General features: G+C 45.9%; 20 protein-coding genes. 5 read left to right on the forward strand and 15 right to left on the reverse strand.

What is annotated here, in order from left to right:
• Positions 1–8: 8 nt before the first annotated feature.
• The 9 genes from M1D98_RS19100 to M1D98_RS19140 all read right to left on the reverse strand — a co-directional run bounded on the left by M1D98_RS19100 (position 9) and on the right by M1D98_RS19140 (position 8,340).
• Positions 9–278, reverse strand: a complete 270-nt coding sequence (locus M1D98_RS19100) for a YwqI/YxiC family protein (protein WP_129550925.1) — start codon at positions 276–278, stop codon at positions 9–11.
• 11 nt (positions 279–289) lie between these two features.
• On the reverse strand, positions 290–655 hold the full coding sequence (locus M1D98_RS19105; RefSeq protein ID WP_268526153.1) for a YwqH-like family protein: 366 nt from the start codon (positions 653–655) through the stop codon (positions 290–292).
• Positions 656–960: 305 nt separating this feature from the next.
• Positions 961–2,379, reverse strand: coding sequence for a glycoside hydrolase family 43 protein (locus M1D98_RS19110; RefSeq protein ID WP_456279865.1), 1,419 nt, complete (start codon positions 2,377–2,379; stop codon positions 961–963).
• Between the two features lie 73 nt (positions 2,380–2,452).
• Positions 2,453–2,653 (reverse strand): hypothetical protein, encoded by a 201-nt coding sequence (locus M1D98_RS19115; protein WP_240467602.1) that lies wholly within the window; start codon positions 2,651–2,653, stop codon positions 2,453–2,455.
• Between the two features lie 402 nt (positions 2,654–3,055).
• A complete protein-coding gene (locus M1D98_RS19120; RefSeq protein ID WP_456279866.1) occupies positions 3,056–4,357 on the reverse strand; it encodes a pyrimidine-nucleoside phosphorylase in 1,302 nt (433 codons plus the stop codon).
• Positions 4,358–4,385: 28 nt separating this feature from the next.
• The gene (nupC, locus tag M1D98_RS19125; protein WP_121643664.1) at positions 4,386–5,567 is read right to left on the reverse strand and encodes a nucleoside permease NupC; all 1,182 of its coding nucleotides are present in this window, start codon (positions 5,565–5,567) and stop codon (positions 4,386–4,388) included.
• 92 nt (positions 5,568–5,659) lie between these two features.
• Positions 5,660–6,331 carry a deoxyribose-phosphate aldolase gene (gene deoC / locus M1D98_RS19130; protein WP_121643665.1) on the reverse strand — a complete coding sequence of 224 codons (672 nt, stop codon included), beginning with the start codon at positions 6,329–6,331 and terminating at the stop codon, positions 5,660–5,662.
• A 105-nt stretch (positions 6,332–6,436) separates the two neighbouring features.
• Positions 6,437–7,378 (reverse strand): DNA-binding transcriptional repressor DeoR, encoded by a 942-nt coding sequence (gene deoR, locus M1D98_RS19135; RefSeq protein ID WP_121643666.1) that lies wholly within the window; start codon positions 7,376–7,378, stop codon positions 6,437–6,439.
• Between the two features lie 134 nt (positions 7,379–7,512).
• Positions 7,513–8,340 carry a DUF1206 domain-containing protein gene (locus M1D98_RS19140; RefSeq protein ID WP_456279867.1) on the reverse strand — a complete coding sequence of 276 codons (828 nt, stop codon included), beginning with the start codon at positions 8,338–8,340 and terminating at the stop codon, positions 7,513–7,515.
• Positions 8,341–8,707: 367 nt separating this feature from the next.
• Between M1D98_RS19140 and M1D98_RS19145 the strand changes: the two genes are divergently transcribed.
• Together M1D98_RS19145 and M1D98_RS19150 are read left to right on the forward strand one after the other, a co-directional pair.
• Complete coding sequence (locus M1D98_RS19145; RefSeq protein ID WP_456279868.1) at positions 8,708–9,586, forward strand: PA5033 family protein; 879 nt, start codon at positions 8,708–8,710, stop codon at positions 9,584–9,586.
• A 19-nt stretch (positions 9,587–9,605) separates the two neighbouring features.
• Entirely contained in the window at positions 9,606–10,583 is a 978-nt protein-coding gene (locus M1D98_RS19150) for a PA5033 family protein (protein ID WP_121643669.1), read from the forward strand.
• 31 nt (positions 10,584–10,614) lie between these two features.
• On the opposite strand, the gene yidA is transcribed toward M1D98_RS19150, so the two are convergent.
• From yidA to M1D98_RS19165, 3 genes are read right to left on the reverse strand one after another with little or no spacing between them, the layout of a single operon-like run.
• Entirely contained in the window at positions 10,615–11,427 is an 813-nt protein-coding gene (yidA, locus tag M1D98_RS19155; protein ID WP_268538598.1) for a sugar-phosphatase, read from the reverse strand.
• A 39-nt stretch (positions 11,428–11,466) separates the two neighbouring features.
• A complete protein-coding gene (locus tag M1D98_RS19160; protein ID WP_129550918.1) occupies positions 11,467–12,027 on the reverse strand; it encodes a hypothetical protein in 561 nt (186 codons plus the stop codon).
• Positions 12,017–12,427, reverse strand: a complete 411-nt coding sequence (locus M1D98_RS19165) for a DUF3255 family protein (RefSeq protein WP_121643795.1) — start codon at positions 12,425–12,427, stop codon at positions 12,017–12,019. The genes M1D98_RS19160 and M1D98_RS19165 overlap by 11 nt, the downstream gene beginning before the upstream one ends.
• 114 nt (positions 12,428–12,541) lie before the next feature.
• Between M1D98_RS19165 and cotNE the strand changes: the two genes are divergently transcribed.
• Together cotNE and M1D98_RS19175 are read left to right on the forward strand one after the other, a co-directional pair.
• Positions 12,542–12,910, forward strand: a complete 369-nt coding sequence (cotNE, locus tag M1D98_RS19170) for an inner spore coat protein CotNE (RefSeq protein WP_121643672.1) — start codon at positions 12,542–12,544, stop codon at positions 12,908–12,910.
• A 249-nt stretch (positions 12,911–13,159) separates the two neighbouring features.
• Positions 13,160–13,513, forward strand: coding sequence for a hypothetical protein (locus M1D98_RS19175; RefSeq protein WP_121643673.1), 354 nt, complete (start codon positions 13,160–13,162; stop codon positions 13,511–13,513).
• A gap of 42 nt (positions 13,514–13,555) precedes the next feature.
• On the opposite strand, the gene M1D98_RS19180 is transcribed toward M1D98_RS19175, so the two are convergent.
• Entirely contained in the window at positions 13,556–13,954 is a 399-nt protein-coding gene (locus M1D98_RS19180; RefSeq protein ID WP_039074979.1) for a hypothetical protein, read from the reverse strand.
• Positions 13,955–14,130: 176 nt separating this feature from the next.
• Here M1D98_RS19180 and M1D98_RS19185 point away from each other — a divergent pair, with 176 nt between their 5' ends.
• A complete protein-coding gene (locus tag M1D98_RS19185) occupies positions 14,131–15,096 on the forward strand; it encodes an iron-hydroxamate ABC transporter substrate-binding protein (protein ID WP_268538599.1) in 966 nt (321 codons plus the stop codon).
• Positions 15,097–15,142: 46 nt separating this feature from the next.
• On the opposite strand, the gene fba is transcribed toward M1D98_RS19185, so the two are convergent.
• Positions 15,143–16,015: a class II fructose-1,6-bisphosphate aldolase gene (fba, locus tag M1D98_RS19190; protein ID WP_268522938.1), complete on the reverse strand. Its 873-nt coding sequence runs from the start codon at positions 16,013–16,015 to the stop codon at positions 15,143–15,145.
• A gap of 20 nt (positions 16,016–16,035) precedes the next feature.
• The gene (iolI, locus tag M1D98_RS19195; RefSeq protein ID WP_121643676.1) at positions 16,036–16,872 is read right to left on the reverse strand and encodes a 2-keto-myo-inositol isomerase; all 837 of its coding nucleotides are present in this window, start codon (positions 16,870–16,872) and stop codon (positions 16,036–16,038) included.
• Positions 16,873–16,937: the final 65 nt, after the last annotated feature.

The following is a 16,937-nucleotide window of genomic DNA, read 5'->3' on the forward strand; positions in this document are numbered from 1 at the left end:
CCCGCGCTTTATTTCATGGAAGATGATACGTTCTCGTCCGTTTCCTTCATGGCGTTTACCGCGCTTTCCGTTTGTGCGATATGCTTGGCCAGAACGGACGCATATGCTTCAGTGAGCTTTTTGATGTCCTTATTTAATTGCTCGATGGACTTCACAACGTTTAAATGGTTTTTGCCTGAGATATGGCCGGGCACGGAGGATTTGAGTTCAGCTGAATTCTTGAGCTGAGAAAGCCCTTGCTTCACTGTGCCATACACCATTTTGATTTCCTGTGCCATTTGTGCTCACCTCACTTTCTATGTTTTTCAATTTTTATTTCATGCTCTATTTTTGTGATTTGACGTCTTATGGAATAGACGTCTTCCTCTAATGAATTGATTTTCCCTTCTATGCTTTTCATGATTCCGCTGACCTGTTGGCTTTTGATTTGATCATACGTTTTGTTCATTCCATCACGAATATCTTCAAACCGCTCAGCATGTTTTCCTCTCCATGCATTCCGGTCAAGGTACGGCTGGTGGATGAAGTGCTGAACCTCGGAAAAATCGTGTTTGATTTGTCTGATTTCATGTAGCACTCGCTTTAACTGATGGATCTGTTCTTGCTTATCATATAAGTCGGCTTTTACCGAATGTAACAACATTTCACTATGCATGCCGCAACACCTCATGTTTCTATCAAACTGTGTTAATTCTTTACAATACAGACCATTTTCATATTACATGATGGGTCATATTGGATAAATAGGTGTAAAGTTTTGTCTTCGAGGAGGAGTGGTTAGTTCAAAAATGCTAAAAACTCACTTTTGATGATTTTACAAGGAGAATAATTAGAATAGAGAGGACTTTTTATTTAGGTCTTTATTCCTTACTGACCCTCTGTTTTTTCTTCCTTTGGACTGTTGCTTATAGTCAATAAAGCGGATAAAAAAACGCCCTCCTACGAAGGCGTTTCTCCATCTTATTTAGTTCCCCAAACAGCTTCACCACTGCCATTCAGCACACTAAACGTCATCACGTTCTTCTCTCTCACCGAATCCCACTGCCGTAAAAACACTCCGCTATATTTCTTGCCGGCTAACGTGATTTCGGCTGTGTTTTTTCCGGTTTTCTTCCATGTTCCGGTCATTTCCCCGGAAATGGTGCGGTTTTTGTTGAGCTGGATGCTAATGGTTTTTTTGATGTCGGCTGAGATGTCTTTTCCGTGCTGGATGAGCTTGTAGGTTCCTGTGATGTCTTTTTGTTTTACATCTTTCAGCGTTTCACCCGCATAGCGATATGGCGCTGTTACCGGCCACCCGTCTTTGTTCATGAACATTTGATGGACTCTGACCTGGTGTTCTTCACCTCTGCCCGGGAAGCGGGTGTGGAAGAGTAAATAGGAACGTCCGGTTTTTTCGTCATAATATGCCGAGTTGTGGCCTGGCGAGACGTATCCTGTTCCTTTTTCATTTTCTGTCTCAAACGAATAGCTGCCCATCAGTTTGACACCGTATGGTTCGATCGAGCGGTCGTCGAAGACTGTGCCTTCTTTGCCGCGGACGTCAATCATTGGGTTGCCTTCTGCGTCATAGTATGGACCGTCCGGTTTTTTGGAGCGGACCACACGGATGTTGTAGCCGCCTGTTGCGTCGAGACCGCCATATGATAGGTATAAGTAGTAGTACTTGGTGTCTGGATTGTAGAGAACATACGGGCCTTCAATTCTACTGTGGTTGCCGCCGAGCAGTTTTTTGCCATATCCCTGACCAGGAAGCGGAAAGCCCGTTTTCGGATTCATTTCTAGAATGAAAATGCCGCCAGAGTAAGATCCATACACCATCCACAGCTTGCCGTCTTTATCAAAGAAGGTATGCGGATCGACAACATTCGGATGTTTGGTCGCGTCATACGGTGTTCCATCGTCACTTGTGCCTTCCATGCCTGATTTCAAAAAGATGCCTTTGTTTTTGTAAGGGCCTTCAATGTGATCAGCGACGGCAACCCCCATGGCGGATCTTGGCGAATCGCCGCGGCAGGCGTTGTAGTACATGTAGTATTTGCCGTCCGCCAGCTGTCTGACGTCAGCCGCCCACAAGGTATCGGATTGCGCCCATTCGAAGGTATCTTTTAATTCTTCGTAGACATTCGGAATCAGAGGATTGGTGTTGCTTACACTAGTGGTCAGCTGCTGCCATTGCATGAGGTTATTTGTTTTTGCTGAAGCAAGATGAGATCCAAAAACATAAAAGGTGCCGTTTGTCTCAATGACGGAAGGGTCATGGACACTGACTTCTGTAAATACGGGTTTTTCTGCCTTTTGTGCATACGCGGAGTTTGGCAGGGTGAAGGCCATGATAAGGGCTGCAAGAAAACATACACGGAATAATCGACTGAACATTTACACAATTCGCCTCACTTTTTTATTAAAATTTAAAGCGCTTACATTTTTCTATGAAGAAACCCCGGCCCGTTTATAAAGACCGGATGTTTTCATATTCAAACGGGTAAGTGATTTCCCACTGTTCTCTTACTATGATGTTCATGATATCCAGGGAGAGATTGATGGTCTCGCTACCTGCTTGGTGCAGGACTGCTGCTTGCATATCCTCTACTTCATAATTCAACCCTTTTGCCATTTTTCCTTCTTTCTTGTTTTCTATTTTTCCATCCACATGTGTCAAACGCTTTGGCCGGTCTTGCCACGTCATAGATTATAATAAAGCGGCTTTCTTCTGGATCAGTTCCCTTTTCGTGACATTTTTTATTATCAAACCTGACTGATCGTTACGGTTTCACTTGACTTGGCCATACCCTAGATTTCATTAAACTCGGTCGCTTAAACAATCGGGGGTCCTTACCTCCCTATATAGATGAGAATGCGAGTACTAACTTTAGAAAGAAAATCTTAAAAAAGAGAGAAAGTAAAGGATCTGTTTTTCGCACACCGCTTTAACCTCTTATGCCTTCTTGCATCGTCCTCACTTTTGATCCCATCTTTTCAAAAAATCAGCCGAGAGGGAATGCCAAGACAATCAAAACAGCACACCCCACTCAGGATGGGATGTGCTTTATGATTATTCCGTAATCAACGTATGAATCAGCTTCGGCGCCTTCGCTTCCGCTGCGATGCGGATGTTATCATAGACTTTTGCCCTGACTTCATCGACGTTCTCATGGTTGGCGTAAAGCGTGACGAACGGTTCACCTTTTTCTACCTTGTCGCCGACCTTTTTGCGGAGCATAATGCCGACGGCTAAATCGATTTCGTCTTCTTTTGTGGCACGTCCAGCACCTAACAGCATGGCTGCGACGCCGATTTCGTCCGCGACGATTTCGGAGACGAAACCGGCTTCTTTGGCAGGCACATCAATTTGATAGGCAGCCTGCGGAAGCTTAGACGGATCGTCAACAATCGAGCTGTCGCCGCCTTGGTTTTTCAGGAAGTCCTTGAATTTCTCCAGCGCTTTGCCGTTTTTCATGACTTCTTCCAGCTTCGCTCTTGCCTCGTCTAATGTATTGGCTTTTTTCGCAAGCACAACCATTTGGCTACCGAGCGTTAAAACTAGCTCATGAAGATCTTCAGGACCCTCGCCTTTGAGCGTGTCAATCGCTTCTTTGACTTCAAGCGCATTGCCGATCGCAAAGCCGAGCGGCTGGGACATGTCAGAAATGACTGCCATGGTTTGGCGGCCGACGTTATTTCCGATACGCACCATCGCTTTGGCGAGTTCAGCGGCGTCTTCTTCCGTTTTCATGAAGGCGCCCGCTCCCGTTTTGACGTCGAGTACGATGGCGTCCGCTCCGGCAGCGATTTTCTTGCTCATAATCGAGCTTGCGATGAGCGGGATGGAATTAACCGTTCCCGTTACATCACGCAGCGAGTACAGTTTTTTATCAGCCGGCGTCAAGTTGCCGCTTTGGCCGATGATGGCAACCTTGTCGCGGTTCACGAGCTTTATAAATTCATCTTTCGACAGTTCCACGTGAAACCCGTCAATGGCCTCTAATTTATCAATCGTTCCGCCCGTATGGCCGAGGCCGCGTCCTGACATTTTGGCTACCGGCACATCAAGAGCCGCAACAAGCGGGGCGAGAACGAGTGTTGTCGTGTCGCCGACGCCGCCGGTAGAGTGTTTATCCACTTTAATCCCTTCAATGGCAGAAAGATCAATCGTTTCACCGGAGTTCACCATAGCCATCGTCAAGTCCGCACGCTCGCGGTCACTCATATCCTGGAAAAAAATCGCCATGGCAAGCGCGCTTGCCTGATAATCAGGAATGCTTCCGTCCGTATAGCCGTTCACGAAAAATTGAATTTCCTCTGTGGTGAGTTCTTTTCCGTTTTGTTTTTTGATGATGATGTCTACCATTCTCATTATGGTCACCGATCCTTTTCGATTATGTTCAGTAAATCAAGCCCACAATTGCCGCTGATAAAAAGCTGACAAGCGTTGCGCCGTATAATAATTTCAAGCCAAAACGAGCAACAACATTTCCTTGTTTTTCATTCAGTCCTTTTACGGCACCAGCGATGATCCCGATTGAGGAGAAGTTCGCAAATGACACAAGGAATACCGATACGATCGCTGTTGTTCGGCCGCTAAATTCGAATCCGTTTTGCGTTAATGTCGTCATGGCGACAAATTCATTAGATACCATTTTTGTTGCCATAATGCTTCCCGCATTAACAGCTTCATTCCATGGGATCCCCACAAGAAAAGCGAATGGAGCAAACACATATCCAAGAATGTCTTGGAAGGAAATACCGAATACTGCATTAAAAATACCGTTAATCAAGGCAATGATCGCAACAAATCCAATCAGCATCGCAGCGACAACAACCGCTACCTTGAAGCCATCAAGGATGTATTCTCCGAGCACTTCGAAGAAGGATTGCTTTTCTTCCTCTTCAACACGCAGCATATCCTCTTCTTCTTCCACATCGTAAGGATTAATAATAGTAGCAATAATGAAACCGCCAAATAAGTTCAAGACCAGCGCCGTTACAACATATTCCGGCTCCAGCATCGTCATATACGCGCCGACGATTGACATGGATACGGTTGACATCGCAGAGGCGCAAAGCGTGTACATGCGCTGCTGATTTAAAAGACCGAGTTCTTTCTTCAAGGAGATAAATACTTCAGATTGCCCTAAAATAGCAGAAGCGACTGCGTTATACGATTCCAGTCTTCCCATACCGTTTATCTTGCTGAGAGCAAGTCCAATATATCTAATAATGAACGGGAGTATTTTCCATTTTTGCAAAATCCCAATCAGAGCGGAAATAAACACAATCGGCAAGAGAACATTCATAAAGAATGTCGTTTGGTCCGCATTCACCAGACCGCCAAACACAAAGTTGATTCCCTCTGCCGCGTATCCAAGCAGGTAATTGAATCCTTTTGCAAATCCTCCTACAAGGAAATTCCCTACACCAGTATTGAGGAGAATGTAGCCGAGTATAAATTGCAAAATGAGCATAACAACAATTGGGCGGATCTTAATTCTCTTTTTCCCGCTGCTTGCGATCCATGCAAGGCCTAAAAACACGATTAAACCGATAATCCCAATCAAATACTTCATATGTGTTCTCCTTTATCTGTATTCGCTTACAATATTATTTCCCCGTGAATAATAGAAGAGTAACGGAAAGCAATCGGCCTTCCGTCAGCTTCTTAATAGTTGTCTCCGCCAGATGCATGTTCCCCTTTTACAATGGAAACGCCTGCGCTAGCGCCGATTCGGCTCGCTCCCGCCTCGACCATTGTGTCAACATCTTCTTTCGTTCTGATGCCGCCGGACGCTTTCACGCCGATATCAGGGCCTACTGTTTTGCGCATTAAGGCGATATCTTCCTTCGTTGCGCCGCCTGTTGAGAAGCCTGTTGATGTTTTCACGAAATTCGCTCCCGCAGAAACCGCTAAACGGCATGCACGCTCTTTTTCTTCATCAGTCAGAAGGCATGTTTCGATAATGACTTTGACAAGCGCTTTTCCGGCTGCAGCTTCCACCACACCGCGGATGTCCGCTTCAACCATATCATCTTCTTTGTCTTTCAAAGCGGCAATGTTAATGACCATGTCCACTTCAGTGGCGCCTTTTGAAATCGCGTCTTTTGTTTCGAACGCTTTTGTTTCAGTTGTGCTGGCACCGAGCGGGAAGCCGATGACCGTACAAACGTCAACTCCAGTTCCCTCAAGCTCTTTTGCAGCAAGCTGCACCCATGTCGGGTTGACACATACAGAAGCAAATTTGTATGTTTTCGCTTCTTCGATTAATGTTAGAATTTCCGCTTTTTGTGTATGCGGTTTCAAAGCTGTATGATCAATTATGTTAGCTAATGACATCCGTCCCACACTTCCTTTTTTGTTAAGATATTTTTTAGCATAACCGACTTTTGAACATATGTAAATTGGTAATTGAAATTTTGTTCAGCGAACAGTTAGCATATGTCACAAATCATGAACAAGCGCCCTTGCGGTATGCTGGTCGATGATTAAAACGTTGGCGTATTTTCCTGTCAACGCACCGTGTATGGAGGACACTTTTCTGCTCCCGCCGGCCACTAAAATGGAGCGTTCCTTCTGCCTGAGGTCTTCAAGCTCGACGCCAATGGTCCGGTCATTGATGGCGCTGCTGCAAATATTCCCTTCTGCATCAAAAAAGCGTGAACAGATATCCCCGACAGCTTGCCTTTTTAAAAGGGCCTTCTCTTCTTCATTGAAATACCCGAGCCGGAATAACAGCGCTTCGTCACGGACCGTTCCCACCGTGAAGAGAGCGATATTCGCCTGCTTGCCCATCTCGATAATCCGTTCGATATGTCGGTCGTTCTCCACCATTTGCTTTACATCCGCATGATCAAATACGACGGGAAGCGGGAGATAGCGCGGCATCGTTTGAAAAGCCTCTGCAAACAGCTGAATCGTTTCAGCAGAATACGTGTTCACCCGGGAGTGGCTGATGCCGCCTTTCAGCTGGACGACCTCAACGCCTTTTACCTCCTTCGGCTGCATGTTTTGCGCGATTTGATACATGGTGGTTCCCCAGCTGACACCGACAATGTCGCCGTCTTTCACCGTTTCATGCATATATTCTGCACCATAGCGGCTTAGGTCATGTGTAATTCCTGCATAATCGGGTGTCGGAGAAAACACAACATGCGCCTCGAGAAGCCCGTACTTTTCTTCAAGCATGGAACCGAGCGCATCCAAATCCTCAAAAGGGTCCATGACGCGAATCTGGACAAACCCTTTTGCCTTTGCATATTGCAGCAGCCGGGAAACGGTCGGCCTTGAAATGTTGAGCTGCTCAGCAATTTGCTGCTGACTGTAATCAGACTGATAGTAGAGCCTTGCCGCTTCTATGCTTAATTGTTGTTTTTCCCGATCCATTCCGCACCTCCCTGTGGATCAGTTCATGATGAAACTGCTTTCGATTTGCTTTTATTATACAGGCTGACGCTGGCTTTCATCCACCTGATTTCAGAGAAATTGAAAAACGCTCTGAACGCGGACCTGTCCAGAGCTCACTTCTTCCATGTCATATACTGATAAATGCCTTTCATAATGGCGTATATTCCATATAAAATCAGCCCGAACGCCAACATAGATAGAATCCATTTGCCATGCGGCTGCTGTGCGAGTTCGGCGAGCGCGCCGTCAAAGCCTCTTGTATCATCAGGGTCAGCGGTCATGGCTGTCTTAATAAGAAAATAGCCGATGGCCGAGAAAATACTGGCTCGGGCGATATGGCCTGCGCGCCCGGTGTTTTTCGCGATGCATATCATCTGTTTGTTCATTTTTGATGTATCGAATTCTTTCATAAATGAAGCCCGGATGCCCTTCACAAATTGAACAATCGCAAATAGGACAAAACCCGCACCCGTAAGCCCTGTGAGCCATCGGCCAAACGGCTGTGCCAATACATAAGCGGACCACGTCTGTTCCGACGTGCTTCCTCCCCCTTGGCCAAATACAAAACGCAAGGCTTTCCAAGCAATGGTTCCGTATACAGCGGCGCTAAAAAGATTTCCCATCCTCCGCGACAGCCCGCGCCTGCTTGTTCCGTGTCCCTCTGTGTCTTTGAACGCGCTCAACACCATCCATATCACATAGCCGGTGAGACCGACGCCAATGAGCAAAAGCAAGATCGGTCCATACGGCATGCGTGATAACATGTGGAGCGCTCCGCTCGAATCTTTCGCGCTTCCCGCTCCAGCTGCCGTCATACACGCTAAGATCCCGAGCAGGATAAAAACGCCGCCAAATGCAAAGTAACCAAGCCTCCCGCACCTCTTGATCCAAGGCTTGGTTTCTTGTTTGATTTTAGACATGCACTCGTCTTTCACGGCCATGTGCCCAACCCTCTTTCACAGAATCATTACTGTAACATTCCCGAATGGACAGAGTTGAAACAGCCTCTGCCTCAGCTATCACCGGCTGAGGAGGAAGCCACTCCGGCAGCCATGAACCCGCAAGCTGGTTTTCCAAGGTTTCTAGCCGCTATTTTTTCATTCTGCATCAAAACGGGGATGGATGTGCTTACCACAACTGCGACACTCATGGCCAGCATTGGAAGATGATGAATCAAAAAAGATGGCCAAGAGCCTTAAACCGATATGTCAAAAGTTTGACATTTTCTCAAAAGAAGAGGGATAGAGTCTAGAGCGCAGAATGTACTATTTTGAATTGTTTTCCAAATAAAAGATGAGGAGATACTTTATGAGAAAAAAATGCTCGATATTGATGGTGATGGTGATGGTTTCCTTGTTCTTTTCACAGACCTCTGCAGCGGCTGCGCCCATTCGAAATTATTTAGGTTCCTGGGATCTAAATGGTGATGGGAAACTGGAGCAAGTATTTTCGTATAACGGAAATGCGATAGAGGTCGTCAACGAGAGAAATATATCAACAACATTTTCGATTTCAAATCCGGTATGGGAGCTTTCAGCTGTGGCTGATACGAACGGCAAGCCGGGTGCTGAATTGATTGTGAAGGCGGGAAATCATGCCCAAGTGATTCATTATACCGGCAAATATGTGAGAGAATACCAGATCACAAACGGCCCTTGGGACGTTGCAGGAACAGCCAATACAAACAGCAATGAGGGAGATGAAGTGATTGTGAAAGCAGGTGACTATGTCAAAATCATTGATGATAGGGCGAGCAACGTCCGTGAGTATCGCATGGTGACTAACGGCGTATGGAGTATAGGCGGGATTGCGGATATCGATAAAAAACCAGGCAGTGAAATCGCCGTAAAAGCAGGAAATGACTTAAAAATCATATACGACAGCGACCGCCGGGTTGCCACTTATCCAGTATCTGTATCGACACAGCCATGGAAAATCGAAGGGGTTGTAGATACAAATGGTGATAACGGTGCCGATGTCGTTGTTTCGAAAGGCAATTACATTCACATTTTTCGCAACGGCGGTGCAAAGAAAGACTACTTCATCCTGCAAAACGGCGTTTGGAATGTGAAAACCATTACTGATATTGATGGTCTTCCCGGAGCAGAGGTCCTCATTGACATTCCCAACTCTCCGCAAAAAATGATTACGGACCGGATTGGCTTGATTGCCGATGTCAAAAAATAAGAAATGGAGCTGAGAGGACATGAAAAAATGCTGGCTATTTGTTCTAGTGTTCTTCCTTTTTTCTTCTCTAAATCTGCATGCCGAAGCGGCCGGGCAGAAAGTATACATCGGCTCTTGGGATCTGAACGGAGATGGGCGATTAGAGGCTGTTTACAATACTGTGGATTCTATATTGGTTGCCAGCTCTGACGGGAAAACGGCCTCATACAAAATCCCAAGTGCTGGCTGGCATGTCGCAGGCGGCGCTGATTTGGACGGAAAAGCCGGTGCAGAATTGGTCGTGGTCAGCAGCGGTGAGGTGAAATGGCCGCCAAAGGCTCCGCAGCCTGTTCCCGACCCTGATCCCGCTGTCCCTGAACAGCCGCAAACGGTGAAGCCGCTGGCCAAAAGCACTGTAGCTCCATTTAATGGTGTATATGTGATCAACCATGTGGATCGCACAGTCAAAACCTATTCAGTACCATACGGAAACTGGGCGATTACAAATGTAATCGATACTGACGGACAGGCTGGAAATGAACTCGTCATCATTGAACGCAATAAAATTATGATCGTGAATGACCGTTTAAAATCTGCCAGAGAGCATACCGTGCCATCGGGCAACTGGGGATTTTGGAATGTTGTCAAAGCGGCGGATACCGATGGAAGGGCAGGCGCTGAGCTTGTGGTCACCGTCGGCAACAAGCTATATGTCTTCAATGATACGAAAAAAAACTTCAAGTCCTATGATGTGCCATACCTCTCTTGGACGTTCTATGATACGGCGGATACAGACGGCAAACCCGGTGAAGAAATCATTCTCAAAACACAAGACTCTGTCTATCTTGTGAAAGACCATCAAGGAACAGGCAAAAATTATGTCTTGGGAGGAGGAGCATGGTCAATCGCTGACGTCCTTAATATTGATGGCATCGCCGGAAAAGAAATCTTAATCTCCATTCCGCAGAAAGGACTGCAGGTCATTACAGACCGGACAGGAACAATAAAGCCCCGATAAAAAAATCCAGCCTCCTAAAAGGCTGGATTCATTATTTCGCCAACACAAGCTCGTGAATCGCATGCGCAACGCCGTGTTCATTATTGGAGCGCGTTTGAAAGTTTGCTGCCTCCAATATTTCCGGAATGGCGTTTGCCATGGCAACGCCGCAGCCCGCCCATTCAATCATTGTCAGGTCGTTCCCGTTGTCGCCAATCGACATGACTTCGGCCTGTTCAATTCCAAGCAGCTCCGCCAGCTGGCGTACAGCATTTCCTTTGCTGGCTTCAGGGTGCAGAATTTCATAAAAGAAAGGCGCGCTTCTAACCATCGTGTATTTTTCTCTCACGTCTGTAGGAATCGATGTAATAACGTGGCTTAAGTTCTCCGGTTTATCAATAAACATCACTTTCGGGATGAGGATGTCTTTTGGCATTTCGTCAACTTTTCGGTAGTGAAGCGGCACTTGTGTCACATAGGATTCGTATACGGTAAATTCGCTGATATCCCGGTTAGGCGTATACAGGTTAGATGAGTCAAAGAAATGCATCGGCGTCTTCAGCTCTATGCTCAGGTCATATAATGAAGTCAAATCATCATATCCGAGAGACAGCTCCGTGACCACTTCATTTGTATGCGTATTTTGAACAAGCGCTCCGTTATACGCGATGACATAGTCACCTTCTTCAATTAGATTCAGTTCATCTAAATATCTCCGCACGCCCCCGATAGGCCGGCCGGTGCAAAGCACAATTTTAACGCCTTCCGCTTTAGCCGCGTGAAGCGCATTGCGGACCTCCTCTGTTACTTCATGATGATCATTTAAAAGTGTTCCGTCCATATCAATTGCAATTAGTTTGTACATCCTGCATCTCCTTCGTGTCGTTTTCAGGCTATAGTCCCATCATATCGTTTTTTCTTTTTGATATTCAACTGGAAGAGATGATTTTCTCCTGATTCTATTGAGACGCCGGCCTTGTCTTCGGATGCGCGTGCGCGGTTTCCGCTTTCTTTCTGTCTCCATTTCGCCGTTTTCTGCTTTTTTCTGTTTCATCAACAGGAAGCCGGCAGCTAAAAAAGGAATGCCGGTTATATTCAAGATGGCGAGCTTCACACCTGCCGCCGCCAAAAAGACTGACCATGATGATGCAGGATTCCGTCTAATCATGATGTAAGCGGCCAACTCCATCACAATCAAGATGGCATGCAACACGACAGAATAAATAAGAAAGGCAAGCGCAAAAAACAAAATATAATTGACGAAAGCCCCTGAGTACATCATAGCGCGCATCATTTGGATAAACGATAAGGATTGCATAGATCCGCTGATGACATGTGGGTTATAGATCGTATAGTCACTAAATAAATGTTTTATCTTGAGAAAAGCCCATAATATCAATATCCACTGTATGATATGTAAGATAAGTCCTGTTAACACCAGGCTTTCAGCTTTTTTATTTCTCATATGTCTCCTCCTTGCCTGTCTTTGATTCCATTCTCGTCATCGTTTTTGTCTGGCCATTTTGCTCCCATATCAACGTCTCGTTTTCTCCCCTCTTCAGCGTGCTTTTGATCGGATAATAGGAGCCGAGATACTGAATCTCAATGGACCCGTCAGTGCTCTGGGACAACACCTTGTACGCCTTAGAAGGCAGCTGCACCTCTCCTCTTCCTTTTATCATTTCCGTCTCCAGCACCTCGTCTTTGGTAAACATAACCGTTGCTGACCTCACGCCATCCATAGGTCCTGGGGTTAGTCCCTCATTCCACGTTCCGTAATAAAACGGTGTTTCCTCCTTTTGCTGCTGGCAGCCCCCTATCATGAAACATAAAGCCGCTAGTAACATGACACAGTTTTTTCTCATGGCGATCACCGTCCTTTCTCTCCTTGTTGGGCGAATGCCGTGGCACTGTGCCAATGACTACATAAGTTATAAGGAATTCACCCATACATTACATTTTGTAAGGAGATTGATCACATGTACCCTTATCCATATTACGGCCCGCAGCCGCCTCAGCAGGAACCTTACTATAGCCACTATGAATACAATCCTCATCCGGGGCAGGATGTATACAACCCACACCCCATAGACAGACAGCCGCCGGCATTAGAAAGAAGAGTTGCAGCTCTTGAACGGCAGAATGAACAACAAACAAGGGAATTAACACGGCTCACAAATGAAGACCGGCGCCAAAATCGGGAAATTGCCCGGATGGCCGAACAGGTCAGTCAGTTAAGCCAAGCCATTGAACGCCATACCCGCCGCTTAAATCGGCTCAATCAGCGCCTCCGTACGGTAGAAAACAGGCTGAATATCCCATTTACCGCGGGTGAAGGTGGTTTTTGAAGCGGGCAAAGAAAAAAGCGGAAGACGAATCCCTCATTTCAGGGCTTCGTTTTCCGCCATTCATGCGGTATAAATAGCGGAGCATTTACATAAAAAGGGTTTGTACAAAGTATACAATTCTTATCGGCTGTGTTCAAAGAAAGAAAAACTGAGGAAAATAATTGTAGTTTCTCGTTTGAGGAATTTCTTTTCATTCAGGTTGCATGATAATACCGACTCACGTCAATCGATCACATGGAGGGATAACTCATGCATAATACACAACACGGCTTGCAGCAGCTGAACCAAGCCCGCCAGACTGCTCAGCAGCTTATTCAGCAAACACAGCAAAGCAGCCAGCAATATCGCCAAATGCTTCATCAGGAACAGCAAAACATCCAAATGCTGCAGCAAATTCTAAACCACGAACAACAAGCTGCACATACCATTCAGCAAGCGCTGCACGGACATGACACGGCCATTCAAAAATGCCAGCAAGTTGTCAATATGTGCAACCAAATGCAGCAGGAACTCACTGGACAATCCAGCGTGATGAATACGAATGTTTCTACACTTCCATTCGGCCAAAACACGTCATTCCAGCAGCATTCCTATCAGCAGTAACCATAGAAAAAGCTCAACACCCTGTTCGTGTTGAGCTTTTTTTTACCGTTCTTTGCGAATATGTATATCCTGAATAGACTGCTTCGGAGCATGAAATCTGCTCTCGGCTTCACTTCTTGCCTCAGCAAAGGCCCGTGCCTCCACATTGTCTTTGTAGACATCTAGCTGAATCAGATACAGCGGACGCACTTTAAAACCATGAATAATCGTCACAGCCCATAATGGGAGAACAACAAAAATTCCTGGTTCATCGGGCAGCACAAAACCAAATGCAAATACGAAAAAATAAATGATTCCATACATGATCCACTTTCTATTTCTGACCTTGATGCCAATAAATAAAAAAGCAAAAAAACTGGTTATGGCAAAAGGCATGAAAATAAACAGCATCCACCAGCTATTCAGCCACTCCCACGCGGCACCTCTTTTTGTGATTCCCATATTTTCCTCCTCCCATTTACCTATAATAATTGATTAAGCATACCGCGTCATCTGTAAACGAAAAAACTTTCTCTCCCTAAAATAGAGATAGACGGGGAACTGGTTTCTTGCTATATTATTAATTGATAATGATAATCATTACTAATAAAATTACCGTACATATTGGGGGGTTCTTGATGAAAAAGAACATATTGCTCGTGGGCATGCTGGTGCTGCTTCTTATGTTTGCCAGCGCTTGCAGCGGCACGGCTTCGAAAGGAAGCTCAAGTGATTCAGATACCGAAAAGACAGAAATGAGAACATACAAATCAACAAAAGGGAACGTCAACATTCCAGCACATCCGAAACGCATTGTCACTGATTTTTATGCTGGGGAATTGCTGTCTGTCGGAGCGAATGTGGTCGGCTCAGGCTCATGGTCATTTGATAATCCGTTTTTAACATCAAAGCTAAAAGATGTGAAGAATATCGGTGATCCTATCAGCGTTGAAAAAGTGATGGAGCTTCAGCCTGACTTAATTGTTGTCATGAATGAAGAGAATGTCGATCAATTAAAGAAAATCGCTCCAACTGTTGTCGTTCCTTATAACACAGCGAAAAATGTACAGGATACGGTCAGCATGTTCGGAGATATCGCCGGAGCGAAAGATGAAGCAGCATCATTTATGGCTGACTTTAACAAAAAAGCGGAAGCAGCCAAAAAGAAAGTGGCCGGCGTCATCGACAAGGATGCAACCTTCGGCATATATGAAAACACGGACAAGGGTGAATTCTGGGTGTTTAATGATAATGGCGGACGCGGCGGCCAAGCTGTATACAACGCGCTTGGGTTCAAAGCGCCTGAAAAAATCGAACAGGATGTCATTAAAAAAGGAGAGATGAAACAGCTCTCTCAAGAGGTTATTCCTGAGTATGCCGCAGATTATATGTTCATTACGGACTACAATCCGAAAGGCGAAAGCAACACACTCGATAAGCTAAAGGAATCCGCTATCTGGAAAAACCTAGACGCTGTCAAACATAACCGTGTGTTCATCAACGATTTTGACACATTCTACCCGTACGACCCGATCTCCGTCAGCAAACAGGTTGATTTGATTGCTGATATGCTGGTGAAGCGCGAGAAAGAAAACCAAAAATAAAAAATGGCATGACAAAAGCACTCACGCTGACGTGAGTGCTTTTTCTTCAGCTGACTTGCTGTCTAGCGGCTTTTCCCGCTGAGCCGAATTCTCTCATTTTGCTTTTCACTGTTTCTTTTACCGCGTCGATTCCCGGGGTCATATAAGCGCGGGGTTCATATAAGTCAGGATTGTTCTCGAACATGACGCGCGTTTTTTCTGCCCATGCCACCATACATTCTGTATTGATGTTGATCTTCGCGTGGCCAAGCTGGATTGTTCGTGCGATTTGATCAGCCGGAATTCCCGAGGCGCCGTGAAGAACAAGCGGAATGTTCGTGATCTTAGCGATTTCCTCCATCTCTTTGAAGCCGAGTTTGGGCTCACCTTGATACTTACCATGTACTGATCCGAGCGCAGCCGCCAGGGCGTCAATATTGGTTTCTTCCACGAGACGCTGGCATTCATGAAGATCAGCGTATTTGACACCGCCCACAAGGCCGTCCTCCATGCCGCCTACTGTGCCGACTTCAGCCTCCACTGACACACCGTGAAGCTTCGCATAGTCCGCTACCTCTTTCGTCATGGTGATGTTCTGATCAATCGGCGAATGTGACCCGTCAATCATCACCGAGCTAAACCCTGCGTCAATGGCTTGTTTGCAGCGCTCCACACTGCTCCCATGATCAAGGTGAAGGACAACGGGAACGGTAATTGACAATTCTTCCATCAGCGTATTGACCATCGCGGCTACGGTTTTGAATCCGCCCAAATAGTCGATCAGCCGGTCCGACGCCGCTGCAATGACAGGCGACTGTTCATCCTCCGCAGCCTGTAAAATCGCCTTCGTCCACTGCAGGCCGTTGATATTAAACTGGCCGATTGCGTAATGCTCCCGCTTTGCATCTTCAAGAAGCTCTTTCATCGATACAAAAGCCATGTTCACCCCTCCTTTATCCATTACATCTTGAAGTATTTTGAAACAACATCAACTGTTGTTTTTTTCGCTGTTTGAATAGCTTCCTCGGCACTCAGCTTATAGTATTCGGGACGGAAGAGCTCAACCGATACAACATCAGAGAACCCGATTTCTTTGAGGGCTGATAAGTGGGCATCTAAGTCAATCGCCCCTTGGCCAGGCCACACACGATCCTCATCCGTTAAAAAGCCGATTGGGAAATCTTCGGTATCGTCGATGTGGTAGATGAAAATTTTCTTTCCGTCCGCCTGCTTTAAGCTCTCGATATTTGACCCCATCGCATGGAAGTGGAAACTGTCAAGGACAAGCCCGACATTGTCACGGTCGACTGTGTTTATGATGTCGTATGCCTGTTCAAATGTGTTAACTGTACACTGTGGGTGGCCGACAAATTCGAACGCGATTTTTACGCCATACGGCTCCGCAATATCTGAAAGCTCAGTCAGCACCTCAACACAGCTCTTTTTGATCTCTTCTTTTACAATTTTCTGCTCAGTCACCAGCGGGACGGCCACGACATATTTCACACCAAGGGTTTTGCACGTTTCCATCATGTCTTTAAATTCAGCGATGATCTCATTGTGCCCCTTTTCATCACGGTTGTTGAAGAAAACGAGTGCGTTTAAAGCAAGCGGTTTGATGTGATGGGTTTGAAAATACTCCGCCAGATCGTCCAATGAATGGTCTTTTAAGTATTCCGGCAGCTTATCCAATGTACGGATTTCAATATAATCATAGCCGTGCTTTTCGCATAGTTCCACATCCTGTTTAAGATTTGAGTTTTCCAATGTTGTTGCTTCATTAAAACAAAGTTTCATGTCAGACTCCCCCATCTGCGTTTTAGATATGAAGGGAGTTCGGCAGGAAGGCTGCTTTATCCTAT

The sequence above is a fragment of the Bacillus sp. K7 genome, from assembly GCF_053903245.1.

Excerpts from the sequence above, each read along its gene's own strand:
- M1D98_RS19150 (WP_121643669.1), top strand. The coding sequence starts at position 9,606 with ATGAAAAAATGCTGGCTATTTGTTCTAGTGTTCTTCCTTTTTTCTTCT.
- iolI (WP_121643676.1), bottom strand. The coding sequence starts at position 16,872 with ATGAAACTTTGTTTTAATGAAGCAACAACATTGGAAAACTCAAATCTT.
- yidA (WP_268538598.1), bottom strand. The coding sequence starts at position 11,427 with ATGTACAAACTAATTGCAATTGATATGGACGGAACACTTTTAAATGAT.
- fba (WP_268522938.1), bottom strand. The coding sequence starts at position 16,015 with ATGGCTTTTGTATCGATGAAAGAGCTTCTTGAAGATGCAAAGCGGGAG.
- M1D98_RS19120 (WP_456279866.1), bottom strand. The coding sequence starts at position 4,357 with ATGAGAATGGTAGACATCATCATCAAAAAACAAAACGGAAAAGAACTC.
- M1D98_RS19180 (WP_039074979.1), bottom strand. The coding sequence starts at position 13,954 with ATGGGAATCACAAAAAGAGGTGCCGCGTGGGAGTGGCTGAATAGCTGG.
- deoC (WP_121643665.1), bottom strand. The coding sequence starts at position 6,331 with ATGTCATTAGCTAACATAATTGATCATACAGCTTTGAAACCGCATACA.
- cotNE (WP_121643672.1), top strand. The coding sequence starts at position 12,542 with ATGTACCCTTATCCATATTACGGCCCGCAGCCGCCTCAGCAGGAACCT.
- M1D98_RS19165 (WP_121643795.1), bottom strand. The coding sequence starts at position 12,427 with ATGAGAAAAAACTGTGTCATGTTACTAGCGGCTTTATGTTTCATGATA.
- M1D98_RS19160 (WP_129550918.1), bottom strand. The coding sequence starts at position 12,027 with ATGAGAAATAAAAAAGCTGAAAGCCTGGTGTTAACAGGACTTATCTTA.
- M1D98_RS19140 (WP_456279867.1), bottom strand. The coding sequence starts at position 8,340 with ATGGCCGTGAAAGACGAGTGCATGTCTAAAATCAAACAAGAAACCAAG.
- M1D98_RS19145 (WP_456279868.1), top strand. The coding sequence starts at position 8,708 with ATGAGAAAAAAATGCTCGATATTGATGGTGATGGTGATGGTTTCCTTG.
- deoR (WP_121643666.1), bottom strand. The coding sequence starts at position 7,378 with ATGGATCGGGAAAAACAACAATTAAGCATAGAAGCGGCAAGGCTCTAC.
- M1D98_RS19105 (WP_268526153.1), bottom strand. The coding sequence starts at position 655 with ATGCATAGTGAAATGTTGTTACATTCGGTAAAAGCCGACTTATATGAT.
- M1D98_RS19100 (WP_129550925.1), bottom strand. The coding sequence starts at position 278 with ATGGCACAGGAAATCAAAATGGTGTATGGCACAGTGAAGCAAGGGCTT.
- nupC (WP_121643664.1), bottom strand. The coding sequence starts at position 5,567 with ATGAAGTATTTGATTGGGATTATCGGTTTAATCGTGTTTTTAGGCCTT.
- M1D98_RS19185 (WP_268538599.1), top strand. The coding sequence starts at position 14,131 with ATGAAAAAGAACATATTGCTCGTGGGCATGCTGGTGCTGCTTCTTATG.
- M1D98_RS19110 (WP_456279865.1), bottom strand. The coding sequence starts at position 2,379 with ATGTTCAGTCGATTATTCCGTGTATGTTTTCTTGCAGCCCTTATCATG.
- M1D98_RS19175 (WP_121643673.1), top strand. The coding sequence starts at position 13,160 with ATGCATAATACACAACACGGCTTGCAGCAGCTGAACCAAGCCCGCCAG.